This is a genomic window from Planktothrix prolifica NIVA-CYA 540 (assembly GCF_963864145.1).
Classification (GTDB): domain Bacteria; phylum Cyanobacteriota; class Cyanobacteriia; order Cyanobacteriales; family Microcoleaceae; genus Planktothrix; species Planktothrix agardhii.
In genome coordinates, this window is record NZ_CAWLTW010000001.1 from 2,719,507 (window position 1) to 2,737,068 (window position 17,562).

The 17,562-nt window shown below is 36.7% G+C and carries 15 protein-coding genes and 1 pseudogene; 9 read left to right on the forward strand and 7 right to left on the reverse strand.

Annotated features, from left to right (window positions below):
- Positions 1 to 26: 26 nt before the first annotated feature.
- Positions 27 to 2,312, forward strand: a complete 2,286-nt coding sequence (locus tag AC559H_RS12425) for a caspase family protein (protein ID WP_026795665.1) — start codon at positions 27 to 29, stop codon at positions 2,310 to 2,312.
- 44 nt (positions 2,313 to 2,356) lie between these two features.
- Here AC559H_RS12425 and AC559H_RS12430 read toward each other — a convergent pair whose 3' ends face one another.
- The 3 genes from AC559H_RS12430 to AC559H_RS12440 all read right to left on the reverse strand — a co-directional run bounded on the left by AC559H_RS12430 (position 2,357) and on the right by AC559H_RS12440 (position 6,981).
- Positions 2,357 to 5,143 carry a ParA family protein gene (locus AC559H_RS12430; protein WP_026795664.1) on the reverse strand — a complete coding sequence of 929 codons (2,787 nt, stop codon included), beginning with the start codon at positions 5,141 to 5,143 and terminating at the stop codon, positions 2,357 to 2,359.
- Positions 5,143 to 5,607, reverse strand: a complete 465-nt coding sequence (locus AC559H_RS12435; RefSeq protein WP_026795663.1) for a hypothetical protein — start codon at positions 5,605 to 5,607, stop codon at positions 5,143 to 5,145. Before AC559H_RS12435 ends, AC559H_RS12430 begins: the two co-directional genes overlap by 1 nt.
- A 90-nt stretch (positions 5,608 to 5,697) precedes the next feature.
- Positions 5,698 to 6,981, reverse strand: coding sequence for a valine--pyruvate transaminase (locus tag AC559H_RS12440; protein ID WP_026795662.1), 1,284 nt, complete (start codon positions 6,979 to 6,981; stop codon positions 5,698 to 5,700).
- Between the two features lie 201 nt (positions 6,982 to 7,182).
- On the opposite strand from AC559H_RS12440, the gene AC559H_RS12445 reads away from it, so the two are divergent.
- Entirely contained in the window at positions 7,183 to 8,025 is an 843-nt protein-coding gene (locus AC559H_RS12445; protein ID WP_026795661.1) for a Tab2/Atab2 family RNA-binding protein, read from the forward strand.
- A gap of 49 nt (positions 8,026 to 8,074) precedes the next feature.
- On the opposite strand, the gene AC559H_RS12450 is transcribed toward AC559H_RS12445, so the two are convergent.
- The gene (locus AC559H_RS12450; RefSeq protein WP_036833529.1) at positions 8,075 to 8,428 is read right to left on the reverse strand and encodes a helix-turn-helix domain-containing transcriptional regulator; all 354 of its coding nucleotides are present in this window, start codon (positions 8,426 to 8,428) and stop codon (positions 8,075 to 8,077) included.
- Positions 8,412 to 8,663, reverse strand: a pseudogene (locus AC559H_RS12455) (type II toxin-antitoxin system RelE/ParE family toxin); the annotation flags it as partial. The pseudogene AC559H_RS12455 and the gene AC559H_RS12450, both read right to left, overlap by 17 nt.
- A gap of 116 nt (positions 8,664 to 8,779) precedes the next feature.
- Between AC559H_RS12455 and AC559H_RS12460 the strand changes: the two are divergent.
- From AC559H_RS12460 to AC559H_RS12475, 4 genes are all read left to right on the forward strand, one after another.
- Positions 8,780 to 9,652, forward strand: coding sequence for an Rpn family recombination-promoting nuclease/putative transposase (locus AC559H_RS12460; RefSeq protein WP_026795659.1), 873 nt, complete (start codon positions 8,780 to 8,782; stop codon positions 9,650 to 9,652).
- Between the two features lie 62 nt (positions 9,653 to 9,714).
- On the forward strand, positions 9,715 to 9,990 hold the full coding sequence (locus AC559H_RS12465; protein ID WP_071783044.1) for an Rpn/YhgA-type helix-turn-helix domain-containing protein: 276 nt from the start codon (positions 9,715 to 9,717) through the stop codon (positions 9,988 to 9,990).
- A 194-nt stretch (positions 9,991 to 10,184) separates the two neighbouring features.
- Entirely contained in the window at positions 10,185 to 11,315 is a 1,131-nt protein-coding gene (locus tag AC559H_RS12470; protein WP_026795657.1) for a histidinol-phosphate transaminase, read from the forward strand.
- 102 nt (positions 11,316 to 11,417) lie between these two features.
- The gene (locus tag AC559H_RS12475; protein ID WP_026795656.1) at positions 11,418 to 12,200 is read left to right on the forward strand and encodes an ABC transporter permease; all 783 of its coding nucleotides are present in this window, start codon (positions 11,418 to 11,420) and stop codon (positions 12,198 to 12,200) included.
- A gap of 66 nt (positions 12,201 to 12,266) precedes the next feature.
- Here AC559H_RS12475 and AC559H_RS12480 read toward each other — a convergent pair whose 3' ends face one another.
- Both AC559H_RS12480 and AC559H_RS12485 read right to left on the reverse strand, forming a co-directional pair.
- Positions 12,267 to 14,195, reverse strand: coding sequence for a serine/threonine-protein kinase (locus tag AC559H_RS12480; protein ID WP_026795655.1), 1,929 nt, complete (start codon positions 14,193 to 14,195; stop codon positions 12,267 to 12,269).
- Between the two features lie 210 nt (positions 14,196 to 14,405).
- A complete protein-coding gene (locus AC559H_RS12485) occupies positions 14,406 to 14,807 on the reverse strand; it encodes an AbrB family transcriptional regulator (protein WP_026785897.1) in 402 nt (133 codons plus the stop codon).
- 467 nt (positions 14,808 to 15,274) lie between these two features.
- Here AC559H_RS12485 and AC559H_RS12490 point away from each other — a divergent pair, with 467 nt between their 5' ends.
- The 3 genes from AC559H_RS12490 to pyrR all read left to right on the forward strand — a co-directional run bounded on the left by AC559H_RS12490 (position 15,275) and on the right by pyrR (position 17,368).
- A complete protein-coding gene (locus AC559H_RS12490; RefSeq protein WP_026795654.1) occupies positions 15,275 to 15,718 on the forward strand; it encodes an Rrf2 family transcriptional regulator in 444 nt (147 codons plus the stop codon).
- 63 nt (positions 15,719 to 15,781) lie between these two features.
- Positions 15,782 to 16,780, forward strand: a complete 999-nt coding sequence (cbiB, locus tag AC559H_RS12495; RefSeq protein ID WP_026795653.1) for an adenosylcobinamide-phosphate synthase CbiB — start codon at positions 15,782 to 15,784, stop codon at positions 16,778 to 16,780.
- A 48-nt stretch (positions 16,781 to 16,828) separates the two neighbouring features.
- Entirely contained in the window at positions 16,829 to 17,368 is a 540-nt protein-coding gene (gene pyrR / locus AC559H_RS12500) for a bifunctional pyr operon transcriptional regulator/uracil phosphoribosyltransferase PyrR (RefSeq protein ID WP_026785894.1), read from the forward strand.
- The last annotated feature ends 194 nt before the right edge of the window (positions 17,369 to 17,562 follow it).

Here is a 17,562-nt window from a genome sequence, read left to right on the forward strand (position 1 = left end):
TGATTACTGATTACTGATTTTTGGTAATGGGACTAAAACGACGGGAATTTTTACAACGGGCTGGCTTACTGCTGGCGGCACTGGGGATTAATCAAAGACTGTATTATCGTTCTGATCAAGCCTTGGCACAGCCAGCCCGACGGAAGTTAGCCCTATTAGTTGGAATTAATCAATATCCAACTACAAATCGCATTCAAGAACCGTTGCAAGGCTGTTTAACGGATGTGGAATTGCAACGGAATTTGTTAATTTATAAATTCGGTTTTCAGCCCGATGATATTGTCACGTTAACAAATGAAGCAGCTACTAGAAATCAAATTGAATCGGCATTTATTTCCCATTTAATTGAACAGGCTAAAATGGGAGATTTAGCGCTGTTTCATTTTAGTGGTTATGGGAGTTGTATCCCTCGGTATAATTTGGTTTCTAATTCATCTCAAATTCAGCATTCTTATCTTCCTGTTGATATTGCTTTATCAGAAACGGAAACTGTTAATGATATTTTAGAAGATACCTTGTGGTTATTATTGCGATCGCTAAAAACTTCTAACATAATTACTATTTTAGATACCAGCTTTATTTATCCAGGATATCATCAACAAGGGACTCTAAAAATTCGCGCTATTCCCAGTCCAAACACCGTTGAAATTAATCCCGCAGAATTAGATTTACAAAATCAACTATTATCTAGCTTAAGCATTTCCCGTCAAGAATTAGAACAACGAAAATCCGGTTTACCAGGGATAGTTTTATCCGCATCTAAACCATCCCAAATCGCCACAGAAGCTCGATGGGATGGCTTTAATGCAGGATTATTCACTTATATCTTAACCCAAACCCTCTGGGGGGCAAGTTCACCCCGGAATTTATCAGATCAAATCCGTCGGGTTGCGGGAGAAGTTGAACAAATTGTGGGATCATCTCAACAACCCCAACTGCGCCGCACATTAACCGCGTCTAATTCTAAAACTGAATCGGAATTTTCTTTAGGGAATTTATGGGTTAATTCTCCTCCGGTTGATGGTGTAATTACCGGAGTTGAAGATAATGGCAAAACAGCCAAAATTTTATTAACTGGTTTGCCAGCTTTTGTGTTAGATTCCTATAGTTTAAATAGTGTATTAACGATTATATCAGATTCTAATTCTTTAGAAAATCCTATCTATTTACAATTGCGTTCTCGCACTGGATTAAATGCCAAAGCCCAAATAAAAAATAATAATTCAACGTCATTTTTAGGATTAAAAATCGGACAAAAAGTGCAAGAATTAATTAGAATTTTACCTCGAAAAATTGATTTAAAAATTGCCTTAGATCCGAAATTATCTCGAATTGAACGAGTTGATGCAACTAGCACCTTTTCCGATTCTCCTCGGATGGCAATTGTAGCAGGTGATCAACCTGCGGATTATGTTCTTAGTCGCGTTACCGATACCACTATTGCCCAAACATTGAACGCACCCTTATCCCCTTTATTTCAGGGCAGATATGGGTTATTTTCTAAGGGTTTAGTCTTACTTCCTGATACCGTTGGCGAAGGAGGAGAAGCGGTAAAAGTTGCGATACATCGGTTAATTCCCCAACTGAAAACCCGGTTAGCAATTAAGTTATTAAGATTAACAGAAAATGAACGTTCCTCGAATTTAAAAGTAAGAGCATCTTTAAATTTATTAGCCCCCCAATCTCAAGTTTTAATTAAACGAAAAACCACAGGAATTTTTAATACTATTAATCCAGAAAATAATAATAATATTAATTCTCAATCGAGTTCAAATCAACCCCTGATTAACGCTTCAGAAAATATCGGCATTATCACAGTCCCTCTAGGAAGTCGTTTACAATATCAACTCCAAAATCAAGGGGAATTTCCGGTTTATTTCCTAGTGTTTTCTATGAATAGTGAAGGAGAAACTTATATTTTTAATTCAGGTTTTGACCCCCAACAACAACAAATTGCGCCCGGTAAATCCTTGAGTTTACCAACCGCTAACATTTATAGCGGAAATTCTTCCACAGAAATGATCGGAGAAATGGTCAAAGGGTCAACCGGATTAGTAGAAACTCACGTTATTTTAAGTCATAATCCCTTTTTAGAAACATTAGAAATTTCAGATAGAAATATTAATAAAAATGAAGGTATTTTAAAATTTAATCGAGTTTCTAATCCTTTGAATATTGTGGATGCAATTTTACAAGATTTGAATAGAGGTAGTCAACCAACCTTAGAAAAAATGGGAATTATCACCGATGATTTAGCCCTGGATATTAATAGTTGGGCAACGTTTAATTTTGTTTATCGGGTTGTAGGATAGAATTAACAAAAAATTATCTAAATTAGCGTTGAAATTATCCAGCTTTATATAATACCCCGTCCTAATACTCTTCTCTTTAAAGCTAACACACGGAGAAGCGCTCCTGTGCCGGAAAAGGAAAAACCTAAGACTTCTCGAAAGATTTCCGGCATATAAAAACGAGCTATATCTTCTTTTTCTTTATCTTCATAAATCACTCCCATGTCCTCTAATATTCTAACGGTTGTCGGTTCCATACGAAACTGTTCTACAGAAAAAGGAATGCTGCGTAGTTCAACAGAATATTGTCGTAGTGTCTCAACCCATTTTTCAAACTCTGGATATTCTTCTTTGGCTTCCTCTACTTTCTTTTCACTACAGGGTTTTAAGGCTTTAAGGATTGATTGGGGCGGTAAAAGTCGGCTAGTAGACCATTTTTCAAATTGAATATTATTGGCTTGTTCCACTGTAATTTTTGCCGCATTATACAAAAATCGGACAATATCTCTAGCTTGCAATCTGCCATTAAAATCTGTTAAAGCAGCAAATATCCAAGAATAGGAATAAGTTGCTTTAGAGTGATCAGAACCTAACCTTTTACCCCATAAATCTTGTAGTTTTTCTATCAACTCTTGTTGGCTCAAACTTTCTATATTAATTTGCTCTGCACCAATTATTTTGGATTGAGTGCAAAGCCAAAAAACCAACTTTAGAAAAGAATCTTGATTCCAATATAAATCATAAGAACGGTAAAGATTTTCAAACTGTCCTGAATTTTGAGTAATCGTATAACGGAGGAAATCTCGTCGTAAGAAAATGATCACGCCTAAATTAGATTGTCGAATTTCAGACAGCTTATTAGGTAAATCTTCAATCAAAGACTTTAACGCAATGTTCTGTTGAGAATTAGAGGCAATATCAGAAAAAATATCTTCTAATCCATCAAATAGAAAAATGATTTTCAATGATTTATCTTTCAATTCATTATTGATTGTAGAAAGACTAAGAGAACTGGTTTGATCAACATTAATCCCGATCACTCTTGCCATCTCTTTAATCCAAAATTCTGTCCATTCCGGTTCACTCCAAGCTGAGTTATGAGAAATTGCTTTTTTGATTCTATCTACACAATCTGAAGATTGAAAGCTCTGCTGGTCACCAATCACCATTTGAACTTCATTTCTAGCTTCATTGATAATATTTTTTGCCTGATCTTTCAGTTTTCTTGATTCTAGCAGAGGGAAAATATAGGTTTTTGAAGTTCTTAATGGTTGGGAAGGATCAATCTTTTGTAAAATCTTTTGTAAAAAATTTTCCCAATATTTAAAGCGGGATAACTGAATATAATTAAAGGTTTTACCCGCCCCTTTAGCACCAATTGATACAACACGGGGTAAGTCATCCTGAAACTGAGTTGCTAAATTTTTTAAAGGTTCTGTCACTAATAAATCTTCCCCTTCACCATTTTCAGCATATTCGTACTTCTCGCAGATTTGCATAAGTTTCTGAACTTCTGATAAGGGATCAGATTGATTAGTTATTCCTGAATTTAAGTCCTGATTTTCTTGCTCATACAACTGTTCATTAGCCCACTCAAAAGCCACTTTCATGACTGGAGTTGGGCTGAGTTTTGCTCGTGCTTCTTCCCAATTATTAATATAAAGTAATTCCTGGGCAAAATAAGTTTCTTTGATTTGTAGTCTTGTCGAATACAAATTATCTGCTTCAGATTGTATATAAGCAGACTGAAATCTCACTAAAGCATCCTCAAAAGCTGGTAATTGTTTGAGTTCTGGCGTCAGCATAGTAATAATTAAAGATGGATCATAATATTGTTGATCATTTATACTATTCTCTGACGGTGCTACGCGACCAATTTGTTCAAGCACTAAACTTGTACCGCTTATTGATTGTTCTGTAATTGTTGTTATAATAAAACGCTGAATTCTAGGATCAAAAATAATCGGACTCGATATTTCACTCAAACCTGCTCTGAGATCAATAAAAATATAATCTGCACCAACAGCATCACCTAAACCATGCAGCGCATTTCCACATTCCCAAGTTCCATCAAGAGTTCTGACTAATTGTTCAGGAAGAATGGGTGTATCTAAAAGTTGATGATCATTCAGACAAGCAGGTAAGAAATATACCGTTGACTTTCCTTCGGATTTAGAAGATTTTTTGATTTCTTTTGCTAAAAATGAAAGGGTTTGTTCTCGGTCGATTGGAGAATAATGATAGGATTCTAAAAAATCAATAAATGAAAGAGTAGGTTGTTGTTTTTGGGCACGATTCCAATAGGTCAAACCCGGAGCTTCTAAATCGGCATCAATGACTAATATCGTAATTGCTTTATCTATTTCTTTAGCTCTTTCTAACAAGGCAAAAAGATGGGCAGCTAAGTGTAGAGTTCTTCCCACTCCACCTTTGAAAGAATAGAATGCAATTAAACTGGGAGGAGTTTCATATTTTTCAGGAAGATGAACAGATTTCGATCTTTCTGCTATTACTTCGGGGTCACTTTCAAGATAAGCAATTTCTTCCCAAAATGGACGAACAACAATATTTTTTTGATAAAAGTTATCTTCTACACTAAATTCTACAGGTAATGTAGAATCACCTATATCAAGCTGAATAATAAATTGTTCCTCTTGATACCAATCCCCAAACCATTCTTTTAAAATAGTATTAATTTGAGGTTGACATTCAGGATTAATAATACCAATCTCTAAAGCATCTGAAAAACAATTAATTCTGACAACTCCATTAGGTAATTGACTCCCGTAACTTGTTTCTCGACGAATCACCCTTTGCACATCAAACCAGGTCAATAATCTCATGAATTTCATCAGTTAATCTCCTGTTCAATAAATTTACAGATGTTTAACAACTTTTCTTCTAAATCTTCATCTGTTGAGCTTTGTTGTTGGCTTTCATTACCCCAATTTTCTAGTTTACCACCATAACGCCACATTTGATTAATTTGACCTAGATTTAATTGTCTTTTCTCATATTTATTTTTATCATCTTTTATCTCTGATATAAACATTAACTTAGGTAACTTTAAATTACCAGCAGCTAATAAATCTAACAGCTTATTTATATCATGCTGTGCCTGCTTGAACCTTTCATCGTAGCAATAATCACTACGATTTTTTCTTGTTCTTTTCATATACATTGCTTTCAAACCACATTCGACAGCGTAAAATAAGAGTAACCTATGAGCATTAGTTTTAGGATTTTCACAACGATAAGCTGACCTATTTTCTCTCCATGCTCTCTGCATTTCTCTATCGGTAAATGCTATAGCCATTAACCTGTTATTACCCCCTAGATTATAGAAATTAATTAACTGAGACTGATATAGATAATCCCCCCTGATTAACAGGGGAGATTGAATAATCTAAACACCAACAATAGAATGTTTATAAACCTGTTCAATAACAGTTGCTAACCGTTTCATCCCTTCTGTAATTTCCTCATTCGTAGCCGTTAAACTAATCCGAATACATTGGTTTTTATGGCTCCATTCTCCTTGTAAACCGGGAAAAAATGAATTACCTGGAACTACAATTACCCCCACTTCTTTTAACTGTTGATACAATTCCCAGTCAGTTATCGGTAAATCTTTAAACCACATCCAGGCAAAAATTGCTCCTTCTCCCCGATGTAAAAACCAGGGTAAATTTTTAGGCATAGTTTGATTTAATGCGGTTTCTACAACGGTGAATTTCTGTTGATAATAGGGACGAATTACCTCCGCGGCAATTTCTGATAATGCTCCAGAACCAATAGCACGGGCGGCAATTGCTTGTCCATAACGGGGGGAATGAATACACATATTGGTTTGAAATGCTTCTAATACTTGAATTGTGCTTTCATTGCCAATAGCAATCCCTAATCTTTCCCCTGGTAAACCCGCTTTTGATAAACTAATACAATGAATAATATTATCGCCAAAAACTGGTTTCATTTCGGTAAAATTCAACGCGGGAAATGGAGGAGCGTATGCAGAATCAATGAATACGGGAACGTTAAAATTAGCAGCTAAATCGGCAATTTTTTTAACTTCTTCTTCGGTTAAAACGTTACCACTGGGATTACAAGGACGGGAAAATATAACACATCCTGTGGTTTCATCAATAATTAATTGACTAAAATCAGGACGATATTTAAAATGATGATTAATTTCATCAATATCTAACTTTGGTTGATAGGAAAAAACCGCTTCAGGAATTAAACTCACACCCCCATATCCGGTATAATCAGGACTCAAAGGAAGAACAATTTTTTTCAATTTACCATCGGTGGTATATCCGCCAAAAGCATTGGTAGCATAGAAATAAATTGATTGACTTCCGGGGGTAATTAATACATTGCGGTCGGTTAAATTTAACCCGTAACGAGAATTAAAATCCTCAACAATGACATCAATAAACGGTTGATATCCCTGACTAGAACCATACCGACAAACGACTTCCCCATATTCAGGACTTGATAGTAATTCTGCGGTACAATCTCGCCAAAGTTGTTCAACTTCGGGCAAAATTACCGGATTTCCTGCACTTAAATTAATAAAATCTTTGCCTTTTCCTAATCTTAAAGTTTCAATAATATCTTTCATAATCGCACGAACTCCCGTTAAATGAGACATCCGTTCGCCAAATTGTGTCAAAGCAGGATTCATAGTTTTATAACCAAATTAATTAACATCATCCCCCTATAATTAGGAGATAGTAGGTAGGAGCTATAATTATAACCCGAAATCCGATACCCACAACTTTAGTGGTGGAATCTGACATCGGTTAATCCTCATTTGATCAATCTTAACCTTAGAATTGAAAATATAGAATAGTTTTCAACCAGAATATTAGGATTTTTTGTGTCTATGGTAATTTGGCAAGCTGATTTTTATCGTCGTCCCCTCAAGGATGGAAGCGGACAACCCCTATGGGAGTTGTTAGTCTGTGACGAAACTCGCCAGGTTGAGTTTATAGCGATGTGTCCTCAGTCGCAAGCAAATTCAACTTGGTTAATAGAACAGTTGCAACAAGTAATTGTTACTCAAAAACCTGATAAAATCCAAGTGTTTCGTCCCCAGTCTTTAAGTTTATTAGAAACGGCTGGCAAAGGATTAGGAATTGTAGTAGAACCCTGTCGAAATACCAAGGCATTAAAACAATGGTTAACTGAACGTTCAACACAATATTCTCAGTCAGAATATTATACAGGAGAACCCTATAATCCTGTGAAATTAGAACAAATGCCACCTTTACCATTACCCGATAAATTATGGGGTGATAGTTGGAAATTTGCAAGTATTTCTGCCGGAAATTTACAAGAATTTTTTGCCGACCGTCCGATTCCAATTGTACAAATTCCAGATAATTTTTTACCCCTAAATATAGGGTTAGCTTCTGTAGTAACGATTCCTGGGATTATTATTAATGGAGGTAAAAAATCAATGCAATTAGCCCGATGGCTAGAGGAAATTCGACCCTTTGCTTTCAATTATATTCCGGGTTCTCCTAATGGATTAATCCTAGAATCGGGTTTGGTTGATCGTTGGGTGATGGCAACCTTTGAAGATGCGGAAGTTATGGATTCTGCTAAAACCTTTGAAGTCAGAAAACAGTTAGCAAAAGGATTACATTTTCTATTAGTTCAACCGGATGATTCTGGGATAACTTTTACTGGTTTTTGGCTATTAAAAGGAGAAATAAAAAAATAAAATTAATAGTGGAAACCGAATTTCTTGAAGAAACTCGGTTTCTAAAATTTTATAGTCTAACTTCTACAGTTTCAGCAACAGATTCTAATGTAGAATTCGGTTCAGAATTAACTATAACGGTTAAAGTTAGTCCTAAAGATTGTAGCCAACTGGATAAACGATAAATTGCTTGGCTTCCTGGTTGGTCGAGAAATTGATTCAAACGCGATAAATGTTCTTGAAGTTGTTCTGGAGACATTTTTTCTTGTCCTAGTGCCATTGCAACATCTTGAAGGGCAGATAATAATAATTCAGGTTCAGGATCTTTTTCTTGTAAAATCGCCCAAAGATATAATGCGGCTTCAGATTGATCTTTGAGAGATTCAATTAAATAGTCTTGATAATTTCTAGTTAGAGATTGCATTAAACCGCCTCCTATAGTCTTCCCAGTAAGTTTTAGCGGTGCGAATATCTTCTTCTTGAGTGCTTTTATCTCCACCACAAAGGAGTAAAATAATCGTTACACCGAACTGACAAAAATAAATTCGATAACCCGAACCAAACTGAATTCTTAACTCATATACTCCTTCACCTACAGAACGATAATCTCCCAAGTTTCCTTGTACAACTCGTTTAAGCCTGGATTTGATAATTGCTTTTCCTTTCCTTTCTTAAGAATCTATAGATTTAATTAGAAAAATCACTTTTCCCTTTATATTATAAATTGTTCATTGTAAAATGAATATGTCAGATCATTGGGGAGGAATAATTAGGGGTGTTTGACAGTATTTGCAAGTTTCTTGCAGAAAATTTTTCTGAAGATTTGGCAAGTTGGTTGTTGGGTTCTACCGTTGCGTTAACTGAGTTGAGTCCCCAAGAGTTATCATTGGAACCAATTCGGGCTGATTCTTTAATCTTACTGCAATCGGATGATCTGGTTCTGCACACAGAATTTCAAACCGAACCTGATGCAAAAATCCCCTTTAGGATGTTAGATTATCGAGTAAGGGTCTATCGTCGTTTTCCCAACAAAGTCATGCGTCAGGTGGTGATTTATCTGGGTCGAACTAATTCTCTTTTAGTCCAAGAAAATAGTTTTCGTCTGGAGAATACGTTTCATCAGTTTGAGGTGATTCGTCTTTGGGAACAACCGCCGGAACAGTTTTTGAATGTAACGGGATTGTTACCTTTTGCGGTACTGAGTCAGACCGATGATCCGACCATGATATTAAGTCAAGTTGCTGAAGTAATTGAGGGAATTACTGATCAACAAGTTCAAAGTAATCTTGTTGCTGCTTCGGCAATTTTGGCGGGTTTAGTTTTAAATAAAGATACAGTGAAAAGACTTTTAAGGAGTGATCTTATGCGAAATTCAGTCATTTATCAAGAAATTCTACAAGAAGGAAAATTGGAAGGAAAATTGGAAGGAAAACTAGAAGGTAAATTAGAAGGAAAGTTAGAAGGTAAATTGGAAGGAAAACTAGAAGGAAAACTAGAAGGAAAACTAGAAGGAAAACTAGAAGGAAAACTAGAAGGAAAATTGGAAGCAAAGGAAGAAATTGCTTTAAATTTATTGCGAATAGGTTTGAGTTTAGAGCAAGTTGTTCAGGTAACTGGATTAAGTGTTGAAGAGATTCAATCTTTGTAAAATGCTTTAGTATTGGGGTCAGTGATATCGAGAATTTATGTATTGTTCAAGAAACCCGATTTTTGAATAATCTCCTTGCTGCTTCGGCAATTTTGGCGGGTTTAGTTTTAAATAAAGATACCGTAAAAAGACTTTTAAGGAGTAATCTCATGCGAAATTCTGTCATCTATCAAGAAATTCTACAAGAAGGGAGATTGGAAGGGAGATTGGAAGCAAAATTGGAAGGGAAACAGGAAGCGAAGGAAGAAATTGCTTTAAATTTATTGCGAATAGGTTTGAGTTTAGAGCAAGTTGTTCAGGTAACTGGATTAAGTCTTGAAAAGATTCAATCTTTGTAAATTAGCTTTAACAGTATTAATGATTAATGAATGGAGGTGAACAAAATGCAAATTTATTTTCTTGAATCAGGATAACGAATAGTTCAGCTAAAATGACATCTAAAAATATTGTTTTTTGGATGTTATTTTAGTCTAAATTAAGGGATAATAGATTTTGTCTAAACTTCAGAAAAAATTACGATTACCTCAACACCATGCTGTCTTTTCTTCGCAACGATCTCAACCAACTTCAAGCCTATGCTCCCCACCCAGGAGGGAATTCTGGCAGTCCGATCGAGACTCAAATATTAGACCGTTTAGATACTAATGAATGTCCCTATGATTTACCTGAAGAATTAAAACAAAAGCTGGCTTGGACATATCAACATGAAATTGAAACTAATCGTTATCCTGATGGGAGTCATTTTCCTTTAAAAATAGCGATCGCTAATTATATTAACGAGATTATTTCTAATTCTGAAGCCTTTGTCAATCCTGAGCAAATTTCCGTTGGTAATGGGTCAGACGAGTTAATTCGATCTATCTTAATTGCCACTTGTTTAGGGGGAGAAGGCTCAATTTTAGTGGCTAATCCTACCTTTTCAATGTATGGAATTATTGCCCAAACTTTGGGGATTTCGGTTGTTAGTATAGGACGGGATAAAGATACCTTTGAGATGGATTTAAACGCGGCTAAAACTGCGATTGAAACAACACAAAACCCTCCGATTCGAGTTGTATTTGTAGTTCATCCTAATTCCCCTACAGCTAATGCTTTAACGGATAATGAATTAGACTGGTTGCGTCAGTTACCAGAACAGATTTTAGTGGTAATTGATGAAGCCTATTTTGAGTTTAGTCAAACCAGCGTAGTTGAGGAGTTAAAACAGCATCCCAATTGGGTGATTTTACGCACATTTTCTAAGGCATTTCGTTTAGCTTCCTTGCGGGTTGGATATGCGATCGCCCATCCTGAATTAATCACCGCTTTAGAAAAAGTTAGGCTTCCCTATAACCTTCCCAGTTTCACACAAACCGCCGCTTTATTAGCCTTAAATAACCGTCAAGATTTACTCACAGTTATCCCTGAAATTTTAGCGGAAAGGACTAATTTAATTAATGCTTTAACTGAAAATAAACAATTAAAAATTTGGCGAAGTGATGCTAATTTTATTTATATTAGACTCACTGATGAACAAAATTCTGATCAAGCCTTAAACCAAATTATGCAGCAATTAAAAACCAAAGGAACATTAGTTCGTCACACCGGAGGAGGACTAAGAATTACCGTTGGTCGTCCTGACGAAAATCAACGTACCATTAAACGATTATTTTCTATTCTATAGTAAACAATGAGTTGGGGTGGGTTTATACAGATTAATGTGATTAGTTTAACATTTGGGTGAACCCGCCCCTACAATGAATTTATTGTTGATTTTGTATTAATTATGCAACGCTATTTTAAGATTTTAATGTTATTTTGGGAAACTGCGATCGCAGCAGAACTAGAATATCGGATTAACTTTCTGATTTCTGCTATCACAAGTTTAGGAAGTTTAATTGGCAGTATTTTTAGCCTATTTTTATTTTATAGAACGGGTTACAGTTTTGAAGGATGGAGTTGGGAAGAAGCCTTAGTTGTTTTGGGAATATTTACAATATTACAAGGATTTTCAACCACAATATTAGTTCCCAATTTAAACAGAATTGTGACTCATGTTCAAGATGGAACCTTAGATTTTGTATTACTTAAACCCCTGAGTAGTCAATTTTGGCTATCGACTCGTATGGTGTCGCCTTGGGGAACACCTGACCTAATTTTTGGGTGTTCAATTGTTGCTTATCAAGGGAGTAAACTAGGCTTAACCTGGAGAGATTATTTAGCAAGTTTATTACCTTTATCTTTTGGTATGATGAGTTTATATAGTTTATGGTTTATCTTGGGCGCGACCAGTATTTGGTTTGTGAAAATTTATAATGTGACGGAAGTATTGCAGGGATTATTAGAAGCCGGAAGATATCCAATGGTGGCTTATCCTATGGCTTATCGTTTCTTTTTTACCTTTATTATTCCTGTAGCTTTTTTAACAACAATTCCAGCAGAATCAATACTAGGAAGAACTAATATATCCTGGGTGATGGGTTCAGGATTTTTAGCCCTGGGATTATTATTTATTTCGGCTAGATTTTGGCAATTTGCCTTAAAATTTTATACCAGTGCATCGAGTTAATTTTAAGTACGATTGAAACTTACCAAGTAGAGGTAAGCGCCTTAGTAGTGAGGCGTGAACGCCTCTTTAAGATGCGCTTAAGCGCAACAACGGACGCCATATTTTAATTGTTCCATCTTGACTCCCGCTAACTATTGTTTGATTATCGGGACTAATGGCAATGGAATAAATAATACCTGTATGTCCGGTTAAGGTACAAATTTCTTCTCCTGTTTCTATTTCCCATAGTTTAATCGTTTGGTCTTCACTCCCACTGACTAATATTTTATTATCTGAAGTAATAGCAACAGAATGTACACTTCCTGTATGTCCTTCTAATGTTCTGATAATATTTCCTGTTCCCGGTTGCCAAATTTTAATCGTATTATCTTCGCTTCCACTTGCTAATATTTGAGTATCGACAGTAAAAGCAAGAGATAAAACATTATCTGAGTGTCCTTTAATTAAGCGCGTGAGTTTTCTGGTCTGAATATTCCATATTGCTATACTGCTAAAATAGCTACTTGCTACAGTGTTACCAATAGGAGCGAAAATTATTGCTTGTTCATCTTTTGTATCATTCCACTTATTGGTTACTAACAATGATTTTTCACCCAATTTCTGAAATATAATATAAATATTTTCATAGATTTTACGACCTCTTACTTCTTTATCATTAGTTAATAAGGCAAGATTATTTTTATTATTAGATTGAATAGCTAATGCTGTAAAAATACCATTAAGACTTTTAGTTAAAATACTAATTTCTTCTCTAGTCTCTAAACTCCAAAGTCTCACCGTTTTATCATAACTTCCACTAACAATCATTTGACCATCAGAACTAATAGCAATTGCTCTGACTGCTCCCGTATGTCCTATTAAAGTTTTCTCTAATTCTCCTGTTTTTAAATTCCAAATTTTTATGGTTTGGTCTTCACTACAACTCACAATATTTTTACCATCAGGAGTAATTGCAACCCCATAAATTACCCAAGTATGGGCAATTAATGTTTTAACACATTGCCAGTTTTGAGCTTGATGATTCAAAGGTAGTGCAAGCGTCTCGCTTTCTAATATTCCTAAATTATCGCTTTCTGATATCTCTAAATTATCAATTGCTAATACTTCCCCAAAATTAGATAAATAATTGTTTAAATCTGTTAAAATATCCCTAGCTGACTGATAGCGTCGTTTAATGGCACTTTCAATCATTTTATCCAAAATCAACCCTAATTCCTCACTCACCGGATGTTTTAAATGTTCTCGCCAAACCCAAATTCCCTCCTCATCATCAAATAAATCTATCGGTTCCACTTGGGTTAATAAATGCAGACAAGTCACTCCTAAACTATAAATATCACTGGCAAAAATACCCTTTCCCTTCGCCTGTTCGGGGGCAATATAATCAGAAGTGCCGATAATTGTTCCGGTGACGGTAAATGCGGTTTTTTGGGTAAATTTAGCCGAACCAAAATCCACTAAAACAAACGTTCCATTAGGACGACGAATAATATTAGCGGGTTTAATATCCCTGTGAATTACATTTTTATGATGGATAAAATCTAATAGAGGAAGTAAACAGATTAAAAGATATTGAATCTGAGTTGAATTAAATGCCCCTTCCTGAACTAGAATTTTAGCTAAATTTTCCCCTTCTATGAATTCTTGGATTAAAAATTGTTGTTGATTAATCGTAATATAAGCTAAAAGCTCAGGAATGTGAGGGTGTTTACCTAATTCATCTAACCTAATTGCCTCTTGTGCAAATAATTCCGATGCTTTTTGCCAGGTATCAGCATCTTGAGATTGGGGAAAAAATTGTTTAATGACACAGCGCGGTTTAGAAGGTTTATCGTCATCAACGGCTAAAAATGTTTTGCCAAATCCCCCTTGTCCAATGATATCAATAGCTTGATATCGGTCTTTTAACCGTAGTTTATTTCCACAGGTTAAACAAAATTGACTCTGATCAGAATTATAGGGTTGAGCACATTCGGAATTCAAACAATAAGCCATAGAAAAACTTCTAGTATTCCCATCCAATTGTAGAGTATGCCATTAGATCCGTAATAGTCCCCTTGATCATCTTTCTTTGTGTCTTAGTACCTTTGTGGTTATTTTAATACAAGAATAGCTGGCAGCGACTCAAAAATAGCCATTGCCAGTCTAAAGGGTTTTTACGTTCAAATTTAGTCTCAGGATTTATTAAAAACAATATCCCTGGGATTATTCTTCGTCGTCTCCAACTTCAACTTGTTTGAGGTGAATATGCTTACGTCCGAGAGAAATTTCAAACTCATCGCCAGCCGTTAAATCCATTTGTTTTGTATAGGCTGCACCAATCAACAAGTTTCCATTTGATTGCACACTAATTCTATAACTAGCAGAGCGTCCACCCCGGCCGTTTCCTTGTTGTTTGCCATCTAACTCAATTCCCTCAGCATCAATTAAAGCATTGAGGAATTTCATCATGTTGACACGCTCAACATTATTCTTAGTTAGGGTGTAGTAACCACATTCTCTAGCCTTTTCCTCTTTGCTCAGATGTTCAAGTCCTTTGACTTTATCGAGTAAAGCTTCCCCAGTTAGAGGCTGAGGTTGAGGATCAGAACTTTTCTTTTTAACCATTAACTGTGCCTGTAAATGTTTTACAAAAGGTCTTGACTTTTATCGTGGGTGGGTGATCTATCACCCAGATTGTTTAGCTAGATCCTTGCTTGAGAAACTATATTACACTAATTAAGGAAATTATTCACCTATTTTTTAAATTTTTTATCAGATCTAATTCAAGTCAAGCAGTTGAGTGGAAGGGTGGGACATCCAACAACTCAGGATCGGGTTCAGCTATCAGCTTTTCGGGAATAGTATTAATCCCTATCGCATCAACTCAAACTCCCCTTTAAATCCCAAAATCTCCTGTTCAGACTGATCAGAAGTTATCAACTCCAGACTAAACTCTTGAGGGGGATCTTGCTGCGCGATCGGTTAGAGTTGTGGTGAATTCCGTTTAGGTATGCTCAACTTGGTAGAATCACCTCAAGACCATCTTTAGCCTTTAAAACTCCATTGCCAAGTTATCTATTTTATTACCCAGAATGAAGTTAACGACACGGGGACACTATAGCGTTAAAGCCTTGCTTGATCTATCCTTACAACGGGGGATGGAGCCGACTTCTGTGAATGCGATCGCACGACGTCAAAATATTCCTGCACCCTATCTGGAAAAACTCCTGATCGAGATGCGACGATCGGGGTTAGTTGAATCAGTTCGAGGTGCTCAAGGAGGCTATCAATTGGCAAAATCTCCAGCCCAAATCTCCCTAGGACAAATATTAGAAGCAGTGGGAGAAACTATTGAACCTTTACCCCGCCATCAAGCGGATATTGAACAAGCAGAAGACTGGGTAACTTTTACCCTATGGAATCGGTTACACCAAAAGCTGAAAGAGGCACTCTATGGGATTTCCCTCGAAGATCTCTATTATGATGCTCGCAGTTGGCAAGCCGCCCAGGGGGAAGAAACAAGTTTTGTGGTTTAGGGAATTTTGCACCCTAGAAGTTGAGTTCCAGATTGATTGTCCTTTTCTATTTATCAATTGTCCATGACGGATTTTAATTCCCTAATCATTATATTGATTGCTGCTGTGGGTGATTATCTGATTGGAGATCCCAAAAATTGGTTACATCCGGTGCAGGTGATGGGGTGGATAATCACTTACTATACTCAAATTTTCTTTAAATACTTTGATCAACCGAGAATTCTGCGGGTGGCGGGGGTATTTCTGACCCTAATTGTGGTATTGGGTAGTGCTTTGACAGTGGCGTTAATTAGAGAGGGGGTACGGGTGCTAGTTGTCAAATTTTCGGGGCCTGAAATTTTGACCATTGCGGTAGAAAGTATTCTCCTGGCCAGTTGTTTTGCGGGTCGGAGTTTAAGGGATTCCGCCGAGGATGTTTTATATTGGATTGATCAAGGAGATTTAGTTACGGCTCGTCAACGATTAAGTCGTTATGTAGGTCGAGATACCGAAACCCTATCGGAGTCAGAAATCCTTAGAGCGGTTTTAGAAACCGTCACAGAAAATGCCACCGATGGCGTCATGGCTCCTTTATTTTATGCCTTAATTGGTGCGGTATTACCTGGGGTCGGTAGTGTCCCTCTTACTTTTGCCTACAAAGCCGCTAGTACCCTCGATTCTATGGTCGGTTATCGAGAAGCACCCTATGGGGATATAGGATGGTTTAGTGCCAAATTAGAGGATGTTTTAACTTGGCTTCCCTGTCGATTAACGGTGATCATGATCGCTATATTATCAGGAAAACCTGGTTATGTTTTCAGCATTTGTCAACGGGATGCTGTTTTTGATCCGAGTCCCAATGCGGGATGGAGTGAATGCGCTTATGCCGCCGCCCTGGGGGTACAAGTAGGGGGAGAAAATTCCTATCGGGGGGTGATTAAACAGAAACCTTTCTTGGGAGATCCTCAACAACCGATTACATCAACTACCATTAAACAAGCATTACAACTGACTCGATATAGTTTTTTAATCACGTTAGGATTATTTACAGGGGGATTTATCCTTTTCAACATGGGAAATTAATCCCTAAGTGCTTAAAAAAAAATCAAGATTGTTAATTTTTAATCTAAAATGACAAAAATTGTTGAAATTCTGTCTGCGGCTGAAATCCGACGAACCGTCACCCGGATGGCTTCACAAATTGTTGAAAAATATGGGAATTTAGACAATATAGTTTTACTCGGAATCTATACCCGTGGGGTTCTATTAGCGGAACTTTTGGCTAATCAAATTGAAGTCTTGGAACAGTTGCGGGTTCCGGTGGGGGCATTAGATATTACGTTTTATCGAGATGATTTAGACCAAGTGGGAATGCGAACTCCAGAAAAAACTAAGATTCCCTTTGACTTGACAGGAAAAACCGTGGTTTTAGTGGATGATGTGATTTATAAAGGCAGAACAATTCGGGCGGCTCTGAACGCGGTGATCGATTATGGACGTCCTGAAACCATTGGGTTAGCGGTTCTGGTGGATCGCGGCCATCGCCAACTTCCGATTCATCCTGATTTTACAGGTAAAAAGCTCCCCACCGCCAAGGAAGAACAGGTGAAGGTCTATTTAGAAGATCTGGATGGGCGGGATGCCGTTGAATTATTATCTCCGATTTCTTAGAAAAAATCTCCGAAAAAAACGTTATTCCGCCGTTGTTGCGCTTCAGCGCTCTTAGTAGTTGTTGCGCTTGAGCGCTCCATATTTGTTGTTGCGCTTGAGCTCTCTTAGTAGTTGTTGCGCTTCAGCGCTCTTAGTCAGGGCTTTAGCAGCAACAACAAATTTTTTTAATATAGAACAGCCCCCCCAAACCCCCG